The organism is Prevotella sp. HMSC073D09 (assembly GCF_001814145.1).
GTDB lineage: Bacteria > Bacteroidota > Bacteroidia > Bacteroidales > Bacteroidaceae > Prevotella > Prevotella conceptionensis.
Genome location: NZ_KV815036.1, coordinates 25,777 through 41,891 on the forward strand (window position 1 = coordinate 25,777; position 16,115 = coordinate 41,891).

The 16,115-nt window shown below is 48.4% G+C and carries 12 protein-coding genes; 1 reads left to right on the forward strand and 11 read right to left on the reverse strand.

What is annotated here, in order from left to right; genetic code table 11:
* Positions 1 to 195: 195 nt before the first annotated feature.
* The 9 genes from HMPREF2955_RS01665 to HMPREF2955_RS01705 form a co-directional block, all read right to left on the reverse strand.
* Positions 196 to 1,392, reverse strand: coding sequence for a DUF2027 domain-containing protein (locus HMPREF2955_RS01665; RefSeq protein WP_070720284.1), 1,197 nt, complete (start codon positions 1,390 to 1,392; stop codon positions 196 to 198).
* Positions 1,393 to 1,409: 17 nt separating this feature from the next.
* A complete protein-coding gene (locus tag HMPREF2955_RS01670; RefSeq protein ID WP_070720286.1) occupies positions 1,410 to 2,633 on the reverse strand; it encodes an S-adenosylmethionine:tRNA ribosyltransferase-isomerase in 1,224 nt (407 codons plus the stop codon).
* 2 nt (positions 2,634 to 2,635) lie between these two features.
* Positions 2,636 to 3,331, reverse strand: a complete 696-nt coding sequence (locus HMPREF2955_RS01675) for a phosphatase PAP2 family protein (protein ID WP_070720301.1) — start codon at positions 3,329 to 3,331, stop codon at positions 2,636 to 2,638.
* Positions 3,332 to 3,834: 503 nt separating this feature from the next.
* Entirely contained in the window at positions 3,835 to 6,408 is a 2,574-nt protein-coding gene (locus HMPREF2955_RS01680; RefSeq protein WP_070720288.1) for a BatD family protein, read from the reverse strand.
* Positions 6,409 to 6,451: 43 nt separating this feature from the next.
* Positions 6,452 to 8,116, reverse strand: a complete 1,665-nt coding sequence (locus tag HMPREF2955_RS01685; protein ID WP_070720290.1) for a VWA domain-containing protein — start codon at positions 8,114 to 8,116, stop codon at positions 6,452 to 6,454.
* Between the two features lie 218 nt (positions 8,117 to 8,334).
* Positions 8,335 to 9,333, reverse strand: a complete 999-nt coding sequence (locus tag HMPREF2955_RS01690) for a vWA domain-containing protein (protein WP_009161546.1) — start codon at positions 9,331 to 9,333, stop codon at positions 8,335 to 8,337.
* A gap of 25 nt (positions 9,334 to 9,358) precedes the next feature.
* Complete coding sequence (locus tag HMPREF2955_RS01695; RefSeq protein WP_070720292.1) at positions 9,359 to 10,438, reverse strand: BatD family protein; 1,080 nt, start codon at positions 10,436 to 10,438, stop codon at positions 9,359 to 9,361.
* Positions 10,435 to 11,313, reverse strand: a complete 879-nt coding sequence (locus HMPREF2955_RS01700) for a DUF58 domain-containing protein (RefSeq protein WP_070720295.1) — start codon at positions 11,311 to 11,313, stop codon at positions 10,435 to 10,437. The genes HMPREF2955_RS01695 and HMPREF2955_RS01700 overlap by 4 nt, the downstream gene beginning before the upstream one ends.
* Positions 11,313 to 12,308 carry an AAA family ATPase gene (locus tag HMPREF2955_RS01705; RefSeq protein WP_019186837.1) on the reverse strand — a complete coding sequence of 332 codons (996 nt, stop codon included), beginning with the start codon at positions 12,306 to 12,308 and terminating at the stop codon, positions 11,313 to 11,315. The genes HMPREF2955_RS01700 and HMPREF2955_RS01705 overlap by 1 nt, the downstream gene beginning before the upstream one ends.
* Positions 12,309 to 13,363: 1,055 nt before the next feature.
* Here HMPREF2955_RS01705 and HMPREF2955_RS01710 point away from each other — a divergent pair.
* Positions 13,364 to 14,122 carry an amidohydrolase gene (locus tag HMPREF2955_RS01710; RefSeq protein ID WP_070720303.1) on the forward strand — a complete coding sequence of 253 codons (759 nt, stop codon included), beginning with the start codon at positions 13,364 to 13,366 and terminating at the stop codon, positions 14,120 to 14,122.
* 135 nt (positions 14,123 to 14,257) lie between these two features.
* Here HMPREF2955_RS01710 and HMPREF2955_RS01715 read toward each other — a convergent pair whose 3' ends face one another.
* Together HMPREF2955_RS01715 and HMPREF2955_RS01720 are read right to left on the reverse strand one after the other, a co-directional pair.
* Positions 14,258 to 14,830 (reverse strand): metallophosphatase domain-containing protein, encoded by a 573-nt coding sequence (locus tag HMPREF2955_RS01715; protein WP_070720296.1) that lies wholly within the window; start codon positions 14,828 to 14,830, stop codon positions 14,258 to 14,260.
* 132 nt (positions 14,831 to 14,962) lie between these two features.
* Positions 14,963 to 15,964 carry a thymidylate synthase gene (locus tag HMPREF2955_RS01720; RefSeq protein ID WP_019186841.1) on the reverse strand — a complete coding sequence of 334 codons (1,002 nt, stop codon included), beginning with the start codon at positions 15,962 to 15,964 and terminating at the stop codon, positions 14,963 to 14,965.
* Positions 15,965 to 16,115 lie beyond the last annotated feature (151 nt).

A 16,115-nucleotide genomic window follows, 5' to 3' on the forward strand; every position in this document is an offset into this window, starting at 1 on the left:
ATCTAGGAGAGCTAGGAAATCTAGGAGAGCTAGGGAAACTAGACACGCAAGGGAAACGTGGATATTTAGAAACCATACGCGGCTTTGTGGGCGTCAGCCATCTTTTCACCCTTTCACCTTTCCCATCTTTTCACCTTTCCCATCTTTTCACCCTTTCACCCTTTCACCTTTTCACCTTTTCACCCTTTCACCTTTTCACCCTTTCACCTTTACCAACGTTGCTCCATACCCATATTCTTGGAACGAGGCATCTTGGTAAGTATAGCCTTTAAAGTGTCGGTTCAGTTCGTTGATGATGGCTTTTCGTAGCACGCCTTCGCCTTTACCGTGGATGAACACGATTTTAAGGCCGCGTTCGTTGGCGTGTTCTTTAAGTGTTCGGCGGAAAACTTCCAGTTGATATTGCAGAATATCGAGCGAATCCATACCTTGTGTAGTCTCTAAAATCTCGTGGGCATGCAGGTCAACCACCAATGGTTCGTTGGCTTGACGGCCGCCATGAGCGTGTTTGCCAGTTGCAGAAACTGCGCCTTTGGCAGACCGCGCATCTTGTTTCATCTTTTGTATGGCAGCCTTAGAGAGCATCTCCGTTTTCAGTTTGTCTGCATCAATCTCGCTAACAGGCGCCTCGGCCGGCTCGTCGCCCTCGACAATGGTATAGAGCATGGCCGGCTCGTTGTAAAAAGGCGTTTCGGCAAAGAGATGTTGTTTGAACAGTTTAAGCGGCTCGATGTGTAGCTTTACGTCGATGGCAGGCTTGCGCACATAGCTTTTTTGCCTTTTGAACGCAATGGCTTGGAAGGCCGATTGCTCAAAGCTGTTATAGTCTTCAGCGGCAATGGTTTCGAGCGTAACCTTGGTGTTGGGTTCCATCTCGCCCTCGTTGCGCAGCGTCCAGCTTTCGCCCTCGGCAGTGGCAAAGGCGTAACGCAGGTAATAATTGCTGTCGTTCACCAGTTCTACTGCCATTTTGGTGTGGCTCAACTGCCGTGCGTTTTCGGGAACGAAGGCCAAATACACGTTCAGACTGTTGCAGCCCACACGTTCTTCAACAGGCTTGCGGAAGGTAATTTCGCTGTCGGCAGGGTCTGTTTCGTGTTCCGTATCGTTGTCAATTTCTTCGTTTTCGTATCCGCCACTTAGCAATGCCTTGATGGATTGCTTGCCAGGGGTGTCTTGTTGCGTGGTGTTCGTCTTCTGTTCGTTGGTCACCTTTGACGTTCTGCCTTGCTTGCGGTCCAACTCCTCGTCTACAACCACCACCTCGTTGATGCTCATGGGTATCTCGAAACCGTCGGAATCTTGTACCAACACGATGTTTTTTCCTTGGAAACCAGCCACGATACCGCCGCCCGTTTCGCTTAGAAACCTTACTTTATCTCCTTTTTTCATAGTCTTGCTGTTTGGTGTTAGGGAATGAGAATGCTGCTGTCGCCATAGCTTAAAAACCTGAAATCGTTGTCGAGCGCATAGCGATAGATGCTTTTCCAATCGCCTCCAACGAATGCGCTAACCAGTAAAAGCAATGTGCTTTGCGGTTGGTGGAAGTTGGTGACGAGGCGTTTTACGATTCTATATTGGTAGCCTGGCGCGATGATTATCTGCGTGCTGGAATGGAGCGAGGGCAAATTGTTTCGGTCCATGTAGGCAATCAGTTCGCCAATGGCTTCAGTGGGCGTGATGTTGGTGGGCGTTGGCTCGTAGGGCTCCCATTGATTTACGTGCAATTGTTCGAGCGAGACGTTGGGATTGGCCTTTACCTTGCAGCCCATGTAATACAGACTTTCGAGAGTTCGCACGCTGGTTGTGCCCACAGCTATGGCCTGGCAGTTGTGTTGCAGCAGCTTTTCGAGCGTTGTTCGGCGTATGCACACATACTCGGTGTGCATGGAGTGGCCCTCAATTTCTTCGCTCTTTACGGGTTTGAAGGTGCCTGCGCCAACGTGTAAGGTAAGTTCCTCGCGGTCGATGCCGTGCTGGTCGATGTCGGCAAGCACCCTTTGCGTGAAGTGTAGACCGGCAGTTGGGGCGGCTACTGAGCCTTTAATCTTGGAGTAGACGGTTTGGTAAGTGGTTTTATCGCTTTCTTGCGTGTTGCGGTTGAGATAGGGAGGGATGGGTAGTTCGCCTGCTTTGTCGAGTAATTCGGCAAACGATAGCTTGTTGCCAGTCCATTTGAAGTCTATTTTCAGTGCCGTTTCGCACGACATGTCGCGTTCGGCAGTGAGTTGTACTGCTGCTGGTTGACCCGCTATCTCGACCGTAGTTGTTAGCGGTCCGCCTTTCCATTTTTTCAGATTTCCCACCATGCAATACCACGAACAGGTGCTCGTTGTTTGGAACATCTGTTCGTAATCGGCGGGCAATGCAGGTTCGAGGAGGAATATTTCGATGAGCGACCCCGTTTCTTTTCTGAAATGCAGGCGCGCTTGAATAACCTTGGTGTTGTTGAAAACCATGAGTGCGCCCTGCGGTAGGTAGCGGGTGATGTTGCTAAACTCGTCTTGCGACACCTCGCCATGATTGTAAACAAGTAGCTTGCTCTTGTCGCGTTGGGGCAAGGGAAACTTGGCTATGCGTTCGTCGGGCAAGTCGTAGTTATAGTCTTTTATCCTGATGTGTTTAGTATTCATTGTTATGCGTTGAATAAGCTGTATATGATGATGGCGCAAATCCACAGCGCCATCGTGAGCAACACCTTGCCAACATCGGCCTTTAAAAAGGCTGAGGCGGTGGTTTGGGGTGTTACTTGTGTGCGGGGAAGGCCTAATGGCTTGCCCCAACGACGATAAAGCGCGTAGGCCGACCAACCCACGAGTGCGCCCCAAAGTAGTCCGAAGAGGATGTCGAGTGGGTAATGGAGGCCTAGATAGAGGCGTGTCCAGCAGTTAACGGCCGACCAAAGGCAGAGCATGACGGCCAGAGGGCGGCTCTTGATGAGCAAACTGAGGAACACTGCCAACGAGAAAGTGTTGGCGGCATGCGCCGAGAAAAATCCGTATTGGCCACTGCGTATGCCGTTAACAATCTTGATGGTGTGCTTGATATAGGGGTCGTTGCTGGGTCGCCATCGCCCAACAAGGGGTTTGATGACGAGTTCTACCGACACGCTCACCACCACAACGGCAAGCACGGCGCATCCTATGGTGAGGAATATTTGCGGCATGGTGTCGTTGTTTTTGATAATGACATAGATAAGAACCACGTAGAGTGGTATCCACGTGAATCCCGAAGTGAGGTTTACGGCCAAGGAATCGACGAAGAGCGAGTTGCTCCCGTTGAACCAGGCAAGCACCATTCGGTCTAGTTCCAATATGTTGGTGAGGTTCATTCTTCCTTTTTTGCTGTTGTTTGTTGTTGTTATCGGGTTTCTAATTCCTTGTTTTATGCGCCTTGGCGGTGTATGTCTTATACTCGTGTTTGGCATTCGTGGCTTTGTAAGCCCATGCGCTCTTTGGGGTGTTCTGCCTTCGTCGTCTCCTTATTATATAAGGTGTCAAGCTTTTCTGCTTAGGGTTGAAGGCGATAAGGTGCATAACCTCAGAAACGCTTAGGCGCAAGTTACGCGATGCCGATGTATTACTTATATATGGCTAGGCATGTCTTTAATATATGCAGGCCATATCTTTATATGGTCTGTACGTGCCTTTTGTAGCGTTAATACAAATCAGCTTGTACGGCCATGTGGCGTGTGCTGCCGTTCATTGCTTAAAGGCAGTGATGCTTACAAAACCTAATCTTTTCTATATAATAAGGTGTCTGCACGCTCGTTAAAGGTGCTTTGCACGACGGCGTTCGATGTCGACGAACCTAGTTAGGCAACTTGTTGTGGCCTTAAATCTCTTCCACCGTGTTTTGTTCAATCCATCCTTCGCGCCCATCGGCAAGCTTAACGCCAAGCCAACCTTTTATGGAGCGATCGGCAATGTCTACCCTTGTGCCTTCGTGTAGTACGGCCTCATCAGCTCCCGAACGTATGGGCGTCTTTTTAAGATTTGCCGCGGGTGCCATGATTATCGCTCCTTCTTTACTTGTGAGCGCACTCTTTTGGTACATGGCAAATATGATTGACAGCACGAAAAGTACGGCAAAGGCGATGGAACAGCCAAAACCGACCTTGCGAACAGGTATGCGCGAATTGAAGAAGTAGAGCAGAATGCAGCATCCAAGCAAGGCAGCCGAGAGCAAAGCCGTGGTTGCCCAACCGTCTGCTGTGGCGAGATTGGCCGCAGAGCGATACCAAGTGACGAAGAACATCTCGTCGGGTTCGGCCACTTTGTCGATGGTTTTGCCGCGTGCGAATTGCAGGTTGAACCTTATTTGGCTGTTTCCTGGGTTGATGAGTGCCGCCCTTTCGTAGGCTAAGATGGCCTGCGGGATGCTGTCGGAGCGGAAATAGGCATTGCCAAGGTTGTAATATACCTCGGCCGAAGGTGCTTTTTTCAGCAACGCCTTGTAGTCGGCGATGGCCTGCGGGTAGTTTCCGCGCTTATATTCTTGGTCGGTCGAGGCCTTGGTTACAGCGTTTGCCGTCAGCGACAGCATGCTCATCACCAAGGTTAGCAGCACTAGGGTGGGGGCATTCTTGTTTGATTTCATAGTGGATTCGATGTCCATAATAGCCTTTACGGCCATGTCGTAGGTCTTACTCATGTTGCCTTGCGAGTCGCCCGGTGCGTAGCGTTCGAACTCGCACTCGTCGATAGCGGCGATAAAGCTGTCTATCGTTTCGGCGTTTACGGCTCTGCGGTTAAGCGTTTCGGCGATGTTCTCGCGCGTTAGCTGTTCTGCCGAGATGCCCAGTTTGTCGCTAACATATCCCCAAAGTGCATGCAACACTTCGTCGTAGAACTCGTTTTGGCGGCTTTCTTCCATCAGTTTTCCTGCGAGTTTCAAGCGGCGTGCGGCCACTTTGTTGGCTCTCGAACCACGCAGACGGCGCGAGTCGGAATATATTTCTTGCCTTTGGCGGAGCACGATGAAGATTACCACGGTTGCGCCAACGATGACGAGCAAGAGAACGAACCACAAGGGGGAGGCGAAGAACATGCGGTTAGACTTTAACATCACGGCTGGACCCTGCATGATGGGGCGGATGTCTTTGTTCTGTTCCTCTTCAAACTTGCTCATTTCCGAGGTCGTTCCCGTTCCTTTCTCGATGTTGAGGGTGAAACGTTGGGTTCGAATGGTGCGGTATTGTTGGGTCTTGGTGTCGTAGAACACGAACTCCGTGGGCGGAATTTCGTATTTCCCAATTTGTTGCGGCACAGCCAGGAAGTCGTAAATCATGTTTCCCTCTATGCCGTTGGTGGTAAGTTGGGTCTTGTCCGTTACCTTTACGTCGTACTTGTCGAAACTCTTGGGGAAGTTTACCGTGGGTGCTTTTAGCAGTTTAAGGTTTCCTGCTCCGCTCACCACGATGCGCAGGTTAAGCGGTTCGCCCGTTTTTACCTCCTTTTTGTTTAGTTGTGCCGAGATGGTGAAGTTGCCTACGCCGCCAGAGAAGTTGGCCGGACGTGCGGGTAGTGGGTCTACTTGCAGCGTAAGACCAGGTGCCTCAATCTCTTTTTTCACTTCAACATATCCTGCTCCGCCGTTAAAGATTGCCTCAAAGGGGTCTACGTTGCGGTTTCTCTGCACCACAATACCATCGAACTTGATGCTGGGAATTTTCAGTTCGCCGCTCATTTGGGGGTACATCACATATTGACTCCATGTAACGCACTTGTAGTTCTTGCCGTTGAGCCTTTCCACATGGAAACTTTTTTGCGTTGGCAACTTCACTTCTTGGGTGTGGAAACCGTTTAGATCGGGCATTTTACCGTTGAGTTGCGTTAGCTCCACTAGGCTATACACCTTGTAAGAGAGCAGCACGGGCTCTTGCTCGCGCACTCTTTTTTTGTTAGCGCTCACCTTAATAAATAGGTCGCTACCCGAAATTTTGCTGCCTGCGGCTCGCATGGCGTCCTCGTCGTTGTCGTAATCGTGCATCTTCGGCGCACCGTTAGCCGAGGGCTTGGCCGTTCCCACCACGTTAATCTTCACGGCAGGCGACATAATGGCCTTGCCGTGTACCATTGCCTTGGCGGGCGAAATGGTGTAAGTTCCGTTCTTTGTGGCATAAAGCGTGTAGGTATATGTCACCGACGAACTTGAACTTGTGTGCCCGTTGGTCATCTGGTAGCTCGATTGCGACGAGGTGTAAGGGCCAGCAATCACCTCGATTGCCGACGGGATGTTACCAGCCTTGAAGTCGTCCACGTCTTGTGTGTTGATGGTATAGGCTATTCGGAAGTTCTCCCCGGCGGCCACTTTCGATGGAGCCGACACCGTTAGGCGTTGTGCTGCCACGAACATGACGTTGGCCAAGGCCACCATCAATAGGATATGTCTCTTCATTCGTTTCATAGAACCAATTGTTTTTTTTAGGTGAGTGTGGTTAACCGCATCGTTACCAATTCTTCTCAACCGTCCTTCTCGACGGCTGTTGCATTGCCTTCTTCAGCCTTTGCTGTGTGGCTTTCTCATCTTGTATGGTAGCATTGAGCAGCTGTTCGGCATTTTCCTTGCTCATTTGCTCCTTGGGTTTGGGTTGTTGTTTCTCTTTCTCCTTTTGCTGTTTTTGCTGTTCTTGTTCTTGTTTTTGTTGTTTTTGTTGTTTCTGTTGGTCCTTGTTGTTCTTGTTCAGCCTCTTGCATAGGGCAAGGTTATAGCGCGTTTCGTTGTCGTTGGGGTTGTTGCGCAGTGCCTCTTGGTAGGCTTTGATGGCATCGCCGTATAGCTGATGCCTTTGGCAGATGGTGCCGATGTTGTGGTAGGCCATAGCCTTACGGGTTTTGTTGGTTTCCATCTTGCCTGCATTTTCTAGTTGCGCAATGGCCGCCGAGTCTTTCTGTTGCATCATCAACGCGTTTCCTAGGTTGTAAACGGCGTGCGCATTGCTGCCGTTTTGCGACATGGCCTTGCGGTATTCCACTTCGGCTTTGGCGTAGTTCTGGTTGCGATAGAGCTTGTTGCCGGTGCGTATGTAGTGCCTGTCGTTTTGTGCGAAGGCCAATGTGGGCGCAATGAGCAACAGCAACATGGCTGCACTTTTCTTCGAACCAAAGAGATGGATGTTGCGCCACTTTGGGTTTTTGATGTCGAGGATGAGTATTTCGGCGATGAGCAAGATGATAACGATGATGCACACGGCCTGGAATTGCTCGCCATATTCGCTATAAATCACGGCTTGCGTGTCTGCGCGTTGCAGCTTGGCCAGTTCGTTGTTCAGCTTTTCTTGTGCATCGTTGGTGTTGTCCACGTGTATATAGGTGCCGTTACCTGCCTGCGCAATCTGTTTACACATGCTTTCATTCAGTGCTGTGAGTACCGTCTGTCCGCTGCGGTCAGTGAGATAGCCTCCTTCTGACGTGGGGATGGGCGAGCCCTTGGTGCTGCCGATGCCTAGGATAAACACGTGGATGCCCCGTTCGTTGGCAGCTTTGGCCGCTTCTAGTGCGCCTCCCTCGTGGTCTTCGCCATCAGTAATCACGATAATTGCCTTGCCGATGTCTTTTTGTTGGCTGAAACTGCGCATCGAAAGGTTGATGGCCTTGGCGATGTCGGTTCCTTGTGTGGCGATGAGTGCCGGGTCGATGTTTTGCAAGAACATTTTCGCCGAAACATAGTCGGTGGTGATGGGCAGTTGTACGAAAGCGTCGCCGGCAAACACCACAAGCCCTATGCGGTCGTGTGTGAAGTTGTCTACAAGGTTCTCGATAAGCAGTTTACTTTTCTCCAAGCGCGATGGCACCACGTCTTGTGCCATCATCGAGTTGCTGATGTCTACGGCAATGATGGTCTCGATGCCGTTTCGTTTGTCGTGGGTTATCTTCGTACCCATCTGCGGACGAGCCAACATCACCACCAACAAGGCGAAGGCAGTGGTGGCCAAGCCCAGCTTTACCCACGGGCGGTAAGTGGAAACGTCGGGCATTAGGTCGTTAAGCAGTTCGGGGTCGCCAAAGGCTTTGAGCTGCCTTCTTTTCTTGCGGTGTGCCAAGAGGGCCACTAATGCCAGCACAGGCACTAGTAGTAGCAACCATAGGTATATAGGGTCTTCGAATCTAAACATTTCTTTTTCCAGTTAAAATGGGGTTGTATTTTGAGGAGTTTAGGTAACTAGGCATTCTAGGGACACTAGGGAAATCAGGTTACACTAGGGAAACTAAAACAACTAGAACCATGCGCAGCTTTGTGGGCGTTAGCCATATTTCTCACTCTTTTACCTTTAAACAGCAAGGCATATTACTCCCCTCTCCCCTTGGAGAGGGGGTGGGGGTGAGGCCTCTTTTACGGTATTCGCCTTAGCACAGTGGTGCGTAGCAATATCTCGGCAAGCAATGTGATGAGAGCCAAGATGGCGAAAGGTTGGTAAGCCTCGTAGAGTTTAGAAAACTTCTTCACACTCATTTTCGACTTCTCCAACTTGTCGATGTCCTTGTAAATCTGTTTCAACTCTTGGTTGTTCGTCGCACGATAGAAGTTTCCGTCGGTGGTGGCTGCAATGTCTTTCAATACCTTGGTGTCTATTTCCACAGGCATATTTACATATTGCACGCCCCCCGCCACGGGCATCGGATAACGCGCCACCTTGTTCGTTCCCACGCCAATGGTGTACACCCTTATGCCTAGACTCTTGGCGATGTTGGCACTAGTCATCGGCGAGAGGTCGCCCATGTTGTTCGAACCGTCGGTAAGCAATATCACCACCTTGCTTTTGGCCTTGCTGTCTTTAAGTCGCGACACGGCGTTTGCCAGTCCCATGCCAATTGCCGTACCGTCTTGGATGAGCCCTTTGGCCGCAATGTCGGTCCTAACGGTTTGCAGCATGTTGAGCAGAGAGGTGTGGTCGGTTGTCATAGGGCACTGCGTGAACGCCTCTCCTGCAAAGATGGTGAGCCCGATGTTGTCGTTTGGCCTGTCGGCAATAAACTCAGCGGCCACGTCTTTGGCCGCCTCCATGCGGTTAGGCGTGAGGTCTTCGGCCAGCATCGACGTAGAAACGTCCATCGCCAGCATGATGTCGATTCCCTCTACTTGCTTGTTGCCCCACGACGTGTGCGTTTGTGGCCTGGCTAAGATGATTACGGCCAGCGCAAACGTGGCGCACCTAAGCAGCACGGGCAGGTTCATCAGTCGCATTCGCCAGCTTTTGGGAGCGTAGCGGTATGCCCTGGTGTCGCTCATGCGCAAGGTGGGTTCGCCCCTTTTCTTATAGATGAAGTACCAAAATATATAAGGTACTAGGAGCGCAAGCAGCAGGAAATATTCTTTGTTTGCAAATTCCATATTGGTATTTATCCTTGAAGGTTTGTTAACCCAACACGTCGTAGAGGCTATACACGATGTAAACCATGATGGCCGCCACGCAGATGGCGATGGTCCATATCACCGTTTTAAGTGCCACACGCGTTTGTTTGGTTCGTTTGTCGGCCTCGGTGAGTTCGGGTACGATGCGTTCTGTGTCGGGTTGGTTTTCAATCTTGGTCTTGTCGATGAACTGGATAGCGTTCACCAAGTTAAGATCGTTCTCGTTAATCAGCGTGGCGTATTTGGCGAATTTCACCAAGTCGGCTGTTTGGAAAATCTCTTTCAGCTCGTTCATCATTTCCTGATTGCCGTTGGCGTTCAGGTGTTCGATAATTTCGGCACTGGTCATTTCCATGGCGTTAAAGCCAAAACGCTCGTTGATATATTGCCTTAGCGCATCGGTTAGTTGGGTGTAATACTCCTTTTGGTTTTCCGATGCGGTCATCTTCTCGGCTTTTATGCGCTCGATGGCCGTCATGGCCTTTTGATGGGGCAGTATTTTCTTCACGATACGTATGCGCGTGATAACAGGCTTGTTTTGTTTGAGCCTCACAAGGAGGTAAACGCCCAGTGCGGCAAGCAGCAACATCAGCACACTAAGGTAGAACATGGATGCCCACGGTTCTTCTGTCCACGAGAAAGGGTTGTTTTGTACGTCTTTCGGGGGGAAGAATTGATTGGGGTGCAACGTGTCTACATCCATCGTAACCACTTTAAGTGCCAAGATGTTAGCCTCGTATTCCTTGTTGTTCACCTTTACTTTCAGTCCAGGCAGCGAGTATAGTTTCTCGTCGAACGAGGTGAGCGTGTAGCTTTTCGTGGTTTTTTGCAGGCCATTGTCTAGCTCGGTGGTTTTCTCCTCGCTGGCTTGCAGCACCTCAATGCCTGGCACCATTTCTTGCGAGGGCGTGAAATTAGGAAACACCACGGTTTGTCCCTTCGGTGCCGTTACGCTTAGGCGCAGTGCCGTTTGCTGTCCGATGTAGATGGCGAACGAGTCTATTTTCTGTTCAACGGACACCTGAGCCTTGGCTGCCACAGCCAAGAGCGCGACAATAAGCAGCGTTATGTGTCGTTTAATCATCTGTTTTGTCCTCTTTGCATAAATAAAAGCATCATTGCCTTAACATAGTCTTCGTTGGTGGCCACTGACACCCAGTCTACGTTGCTTTGCGCGAACGTGGTTTTGAGGGTGTTCATTCTCTCGAGCCAATATTCGGTATGTGCGCGCCTTAATTTGGCACTGGCCGTGTCGATGAACATTTCGTGTCCTGTTTCGGCATCCTTCACCTTCATCAGCCCCACGTTGGGTAGGGTTTTGGCACGTTGATCGTACACCTGAATAGCCACAACATCGTGTTTAGAGTTGGCTATTTGCAGTTCTTTTTGGAAACTGTTTTCGACGTAGAAGTCGCTCACCACGAATGCGATGCACCTGCGTTTCATCACCCTTGTTAGATATTCGATGGCCGCGGCAACGTTTGTTCGTTTGCTTTCGGGCTTAAAGTCGAGCATCTCGTGGATGATGTACAGTATGTGTTTACGTCCCTTTTTTGGTGGGATGTATTTCTCAATGCGGTCGGAAAAGAAGATGACGCCAATCTTGTCGTTGTTTTGTATGGCACTGAAAGCCAAGATGGCTGCCATCTCTGTGGCCATTTCGCGTTTGGTTCGTTGTGTTGTTCCGAAGTCTAGCGAGCCGCTCACGTCGATGAGTAGCATCACGGTGAGTTCGCGTTCTTCCTCGAACACCTTGACGAAAGGTCGGCGAAAGCGTGCCGTTACGTTCCAGTCGATATCGCGCACGTCGTCGCCAAACTGATATTCGCGTACCTCCGAGAAGGCCATGCCTCGTCCCTTGAAGGCCGAGTGGTATTGTCCCGCGAAGATATTACTGCTTAGCCCGCGGGTTTTTATTTCTATTTTCCGTACCTGTTTAAACAGTTCGAGCGCATCCATTAAGGCACCTCCACCTTATTAATAATCTTGCTGACGATTTCTTCACTGGTTACGTTGCTGGCCTCTGCCTCGTAGGATAGGCCGATGCGGTGTATCATTACATCGTGAACCACAGCGCGTACATCTTCGGGTACAACATAGCCGCGATGCTTGATAAAGGCGTAAGCCCTGGCGGCCTTGGCGAGGTTGATACTTGCACGTGGCGAACCGCCGTAGTTGATGAGCGGTTTGAGGTCGGCAAGCTGATAGCGTTCGGGATAGCGCGATGCGAAAACGATATCGGCAATGTATTGTTCAATCTTTTCGTCGATATACACTTGGTTAACCACTCCGCGAGCCTTCATGATGTCGTTGGCCGTGGTTACGGGCAACACCTGTGGCAGTCCGCCGTGTATGTTTTCGCGTATGATGAGCTTTTCTTCTTCCAGTGTGGGGTAGTCTATCACCACTTTAAGCATAAATCGGTCTACCTGTGCCTCTGGCAGTTGGTAGGTTCCTTCTTGCTCAATAGGGTTTTGTGTGGCCATCACGAGGAAGGGCTTGGGCAAGGGGAAGGTTTTTTCGCCGATGGTTACCTGATGTTCCTGCATGGCCTCGAGCAGTGCGCTTTGCACCTTGGCGGGCGCACGGTTAATTTCGTCGGCCAGCACGAAGTTGGCAAACACGGGTCCTTTCTTCACTTGGAAGTTCTCTTCCTTTTGCGAATATACGAGCGTACCGATAACGTCGGCAGGCAAGAGGTCGGGTGTAAATTGTATACGGCTGTAATCGGCGTCTACAAGTTGCGCCAAAGTCTTAATTGCAAGTGTCTTTGCTAGTCCAGGAACACCTTCCAAGAGGATGTGTCCGTCGCTAAGCAATGAGATGAGCAACGAGTCGATGAGGTGTTTTTGCCCCACGATAACGCGGTTCATTCCTGTTGTCAGGTTGGTGATAAATGCGCTCTGTTGCTCGATAAGTTGGTTTAATTCACGGATGTCTAAAGATTCTGCCATAATGTATTACTTTTCTAAAGTATTAATTTATGGCAAAAGTACAACTTTAATAACAGATTTCATCATGTTGGTATCTAAATAATATTAAATATCGTGTGGTTTTTTCATAAGTCAAGGGTAATTGTGGACAATTCTGCCATTTTTTCGTACAATTAGTATTGTTGGAAGTTTTAAACGAATGACTGATTTAAGCGGGCGATTAGTTTTGTAATTAAGATTGAGGGGGAAGGTTGGTATTGTAAATTTTATGGTATAAATTTTAACATTATGAGTGGCTTATAATTCACCAATCGTCCACCCGACCCGAAAAAAACGATTCTCGCGAGCGTTCTTTTTGTGCAAAAGGGAGGTTACTATAAAGCGGTGGCAAAGCTTTTGATATTGCATAAAATTGCAACTTTAAGATAAATGTGTGCTATTTGCTGCGGAAAATGCTGCAATTTGGTGCAAAACGCAGTGTAATTTGGTGCAAAACGCAGTGTAATTTGGTGCAAAACGCAGTGCAATTTGGTGCAAAACGCAATGTGATTTGGTGCAAAACGCAACGCAATTTGGTGCTAAACATGGTGCTAAATGAATGAAAATGCACTGGGGATTACGACTTAATGTATTTTTATTAGATAGAAAACTTGTGCTGAACATGAGCAAAAGTAGCTTTAAATGTGCTTTTTTCGACCCAAATAGCTGGTTTTCGCCAATGAGATTTTTACGTGTTGGGCATCAACTAGAAAGGTAAAGTGGTGCAAAATGCAATTTTTGTTCTTAAGATTGAACAAAAAACGGGGCGCACCAATGAAAAAAAAAGGTCTAATTGCATGCTTTAACACTTTATTTTCTCTAGAATGGTGTGTGGACATGATGGTGTTTTGTAAAGATTAATATAATATTTTAAGTTTTGAGCTGATGAGTTTTTGTGTTTTTGAGTTGATGGGTTAATGAGCTTTTGAGTTGATGAGTTTACTTGTGGAGCTTTCTTTTGGTGTTTCGGTTGAAAAATGCTAGCTTTGCGGTTGAAACAAAGCATGACGAAAAAACAAAAGATGAGGAAATGGACAATGGAAATAGCGCTATTACAAACAGATATCGTTTGGGGGGATAAGGAAGAGAACCTACAACGTGCGGAACAGCTGATGGACGAACATCCCAACGTCCAACTTTACGTGTTGCCCGAAATGTTTGCTACGGGTTTTATGGTGGGCGGAGATGTTGTGACCGAGCCGCAAGAAGGGCAAGTGCATCGTTGGATGGTGGACATGGCCAAGCGTAGGGGATGTGCCGTGGCTGGAAGTGTGGCGGTGGAAGTGGCTGGCAGGTGGCATAACCGCTTTTATTTCGTTACGCCCGACGGCGCGACATGGCATTACGACAAGCGTCACCTCTTTACATACGCGGGCGAAGACGGGCTTTACACCAAGGGCGAAGACCGCGTTGTGGTGCGCTATGGTGGTTTGCGGTTTCTTTTGCAGGTGTGTTACGACCTGCGTTTCCCCGTGTTTAGTCGTAACCGGGGCGACTACGATGTGGCCATATATGTGGCCAACTGGCCCACGTCGCGCCTTTTTGCTTGGCAAACGTTGCTTAGGGCGCGTGCCATCGAGAACCAATGCTTTGTGTTGGGTGTTAACCGCGTGGGTAACGACCCTGCTAATGCTTACAGCGGAGGGTCTGTTGTGCTAGACCCACAAGGACAAACGCTGGCCGAATGCAGAGCAAACGAGGTGGATGTGGCGCATGCCACGCTCTCGCTAGAATGTTTGGAAGGACTGCGTCGCACGTTCCCTGTGATGAGGGATGGCGATGTGTTTATATTATAAAGGAGTTATGGAGTTAAGGAGTTATGGAGTTAAGCCAAATGCTTTGTTGCAAGACGATAGCGTCTTGATAAACTCGTCAACTCTTCAACTTGTCAACTCTTCAACTTGTGAACCCGTCAACTAACCAATCATTGCTTACGTTTCGAGTGTAAGCAGTGCGGGGGCGTTGACTAGGTGGTATTGATCGTCTAATACTGCGCCGTTGGAAAACACGGTATTGCCAAATACGTCTGTGCCATACGACTCGTGGGCGTGACCGAAGAGGTGGAACTTGGGTTTAACTTCCATTACGCGATTGCGGAGTGGAACGTTACCCCAATGTGTTCCGTTAGACTTGTCGCGTATCATCATGGGTGGTTCGTGGGTAATCAGTACGTCAACATCGTTGGGTATAAGTCTTTCGGAATGGTTGTAACCTAGTCCGAAGAACTTTACACCCTCTATTTCGCATGCCTTGTCTTGAAGAAATAGCACGTTTGGGGGTAGGTCGGCTATGTCCTCGGCATCCCAAAGGCAGAGGTCGTGATTGCCTGTTACGAAGAGTTTGTGCGGATGGGGTAGGGCGATGAACCAATTAAGAAAGTCCAATGCCTCTGCTTCCGTTCCCCTATCGGTGAAGTCGCCGCAATGAATCAGTACGTCTGCCATTGGCTTGTCTTGCAATAGGCCGTGGCGATTGTGGGTGTCGGAGATTTGTAGGATGGTCATATTGTGGGGCGATGAGTGCATTGCATGAATCAAAATACAATTCCCCTGATTATCAAAACATTCATACGTAATCTTGGTAAACTGATGAAATCGAATACACCACGATTTTTGGAATGAAATGTACACGTATGATTAGATAATAAGTGATTTTAAGACAGGGTTGATGAAGTCAATTTTTCTCTTTGTTAACCTTGTATAAAGGACATTATACCAATCTTGTATAAATGGATCTGAAAAAGAATGATATTTGTAATTGTCTCCCTCAAGTCTCATCTTTTGCTCTTCCTTTGATAGTTCAAAGATAAATTTGTCAAAAACCTCCAATGATTGAAAAGATTTGTTGTACTCAAAATGCTCATCTTCCACTTCGTCAACAGCAGCAATGGCTTCTACCATTTCTCTTTTATTCTCATAGTAGTGGAGATTATTGACAATATGGTAATAGCAGCCTATTTCCATTCCTAAAATTGCAGAAAAATACTCTTGAATTAGAGTGAAGTTGAAGACATTGACAGCACTAGCTCCCCATATAAGATCATTAGAACGCATGGATACTATCAGATTTAGCTTCCTCTCTTTAGCATCTTTCATAAAATGAAGCATCCGTGTGCATGGAATATCTTTTGTTACTTTTAGGTTTCCTACTTTATCAAAACAATCCTTTATGGGATCACCAATGTTGATAATCGCCTGTCGAGTGCATTCATCTTTCTTAAAACATTCCACCACATATCGAAACTGGTCTACTTCCATAGGAAACACCTCTCGTATTTGGCGGATATCATAATCGATAGAACTACCATTAAAGTGTCTTAACCTAGGCCCATAGCCCCCTCTCATCGTTTCACAATTATCCGAGAAATTCTTCATGTTGCTACCATAAAGATTGATATATTCCATATCATTTCTTCCTGCGGCAAGCCATAACGATTCGCCATACGATAAAGGTGCATACCAATTTCTTTCAGCTATCGTAACCAATCGCGCTGTTGGATCAGATATTTTGAACATGACAGGTTCTGGTAATTCATAGCATTTCATACCGCGCGTTTCACGGCAGATCCCTTCTTTGAGAAGTAGCCGACACGCATCTCTTAAAAATGAGTTTATTCCTTTATATTCGGCTTGGTACATAGGTCGCCAGTGTTAATCCCCCATTTTGGAGGAAAGTTAAAGTAAATAGGGGATGGAGTTTCTTTGTATTTCTGTTTGATTCGAACATTGCCCATTTTTAACTCTGGCATTTTTGCTCGTAACTATTCAGCGGTATTGACCAATCTGTATT

Excerpts from the sequence above, each read along its gene's own strand:
- HMPREF2955_RS01710 (WP_070720303.1), top strand. The coding sequence starts at position 13,364 with ATGGAAATAGCGCTATTACAAACAGATATCGTTTGGGGGGATAAGGAA.
- HMPREF2955_RS01715 (WP_070720296.1), bottom strand. The coding sequence starts at position 14,830 with ATGACCATCCTACAAATCTCCGACACCCACAATCGCCACGGCCTATTG.
- HMPREF2955_RS01720 (WP_019186841.1), bottom strand. The coding sequence starts at position 15,964 with ATGTACCAAGCCGAATATAAAGGAATAAACTCATTTTTAAGAGATGCG.
- HMPREF2955_RS01690 (WP_009161546.1), bottom strand. The coding sequence starts at position 9,333 with ATGGAATTTGCAAACAAAGAATATTTCCTGCTGCTTGCGCTCCTAGTA.
- HMPREF2955_RS01665 (WP_070720284.1), bottom strand. The coding sequence starts at position 1,392 with ATGAAAAAAGGAGATAAAGTAAGGTTTCTAAGCGAAACGGGCGGCGGT.
- HMPREF2955_RS01695 (WP_070720292.1), bottom strand. The coding sequence starts at position 10,438 with ATGATTAAACGACACATAACGCTGCTTATTGTCGCGCTCTTGGCTGTG.
- HMPREF2955_RS01670 (WP_070720286.1), bottom strand. The coding sequence starts at position 2,633 with ATGAATACTAAACACATCAGGATAAAAGACTATAACTACGACTTGCCC.
- HMPREF2955_RS01680 (WP_070720288.1), bottom strand. The coding sequence starts at position 6,408 with ATGAAACGAATGAAGAGACATATCCTATTGATGGTGGCCTTGGCCAAC.
- HMPREF2955_RS01675 (WP_070720301.1), bottom strand. The coding sequence starts at position 3,331 with ATGAACCTCACCAACATATTGGAACTAGACCGAATGGTGCTTGCCTGG.
- HMPREF2955_RS01700 (WP_070720295.1), bottom strand. The coding sequence starts at position 11,313 with ATGGATGCGCTCGAACTGTTTAAACAGGTACGGAAAATAGAAATAAAA.
- HMPREF2955_RS01685 (WP_070720290.1), bottom strand. The coding sequence starts at position 8,116 with ATGTTTAGATTCGAAGACCCTATATACCTATGGTTGCTACTACTAGTG.
- HMPREF2955_RS01705 (WP_019186837.1), bottom strand. The coding sequence starts at position 12,308 with ATGGCAGAATCTTTAGACATCCGTGAATTAAACCAACTTATCGAGCAA.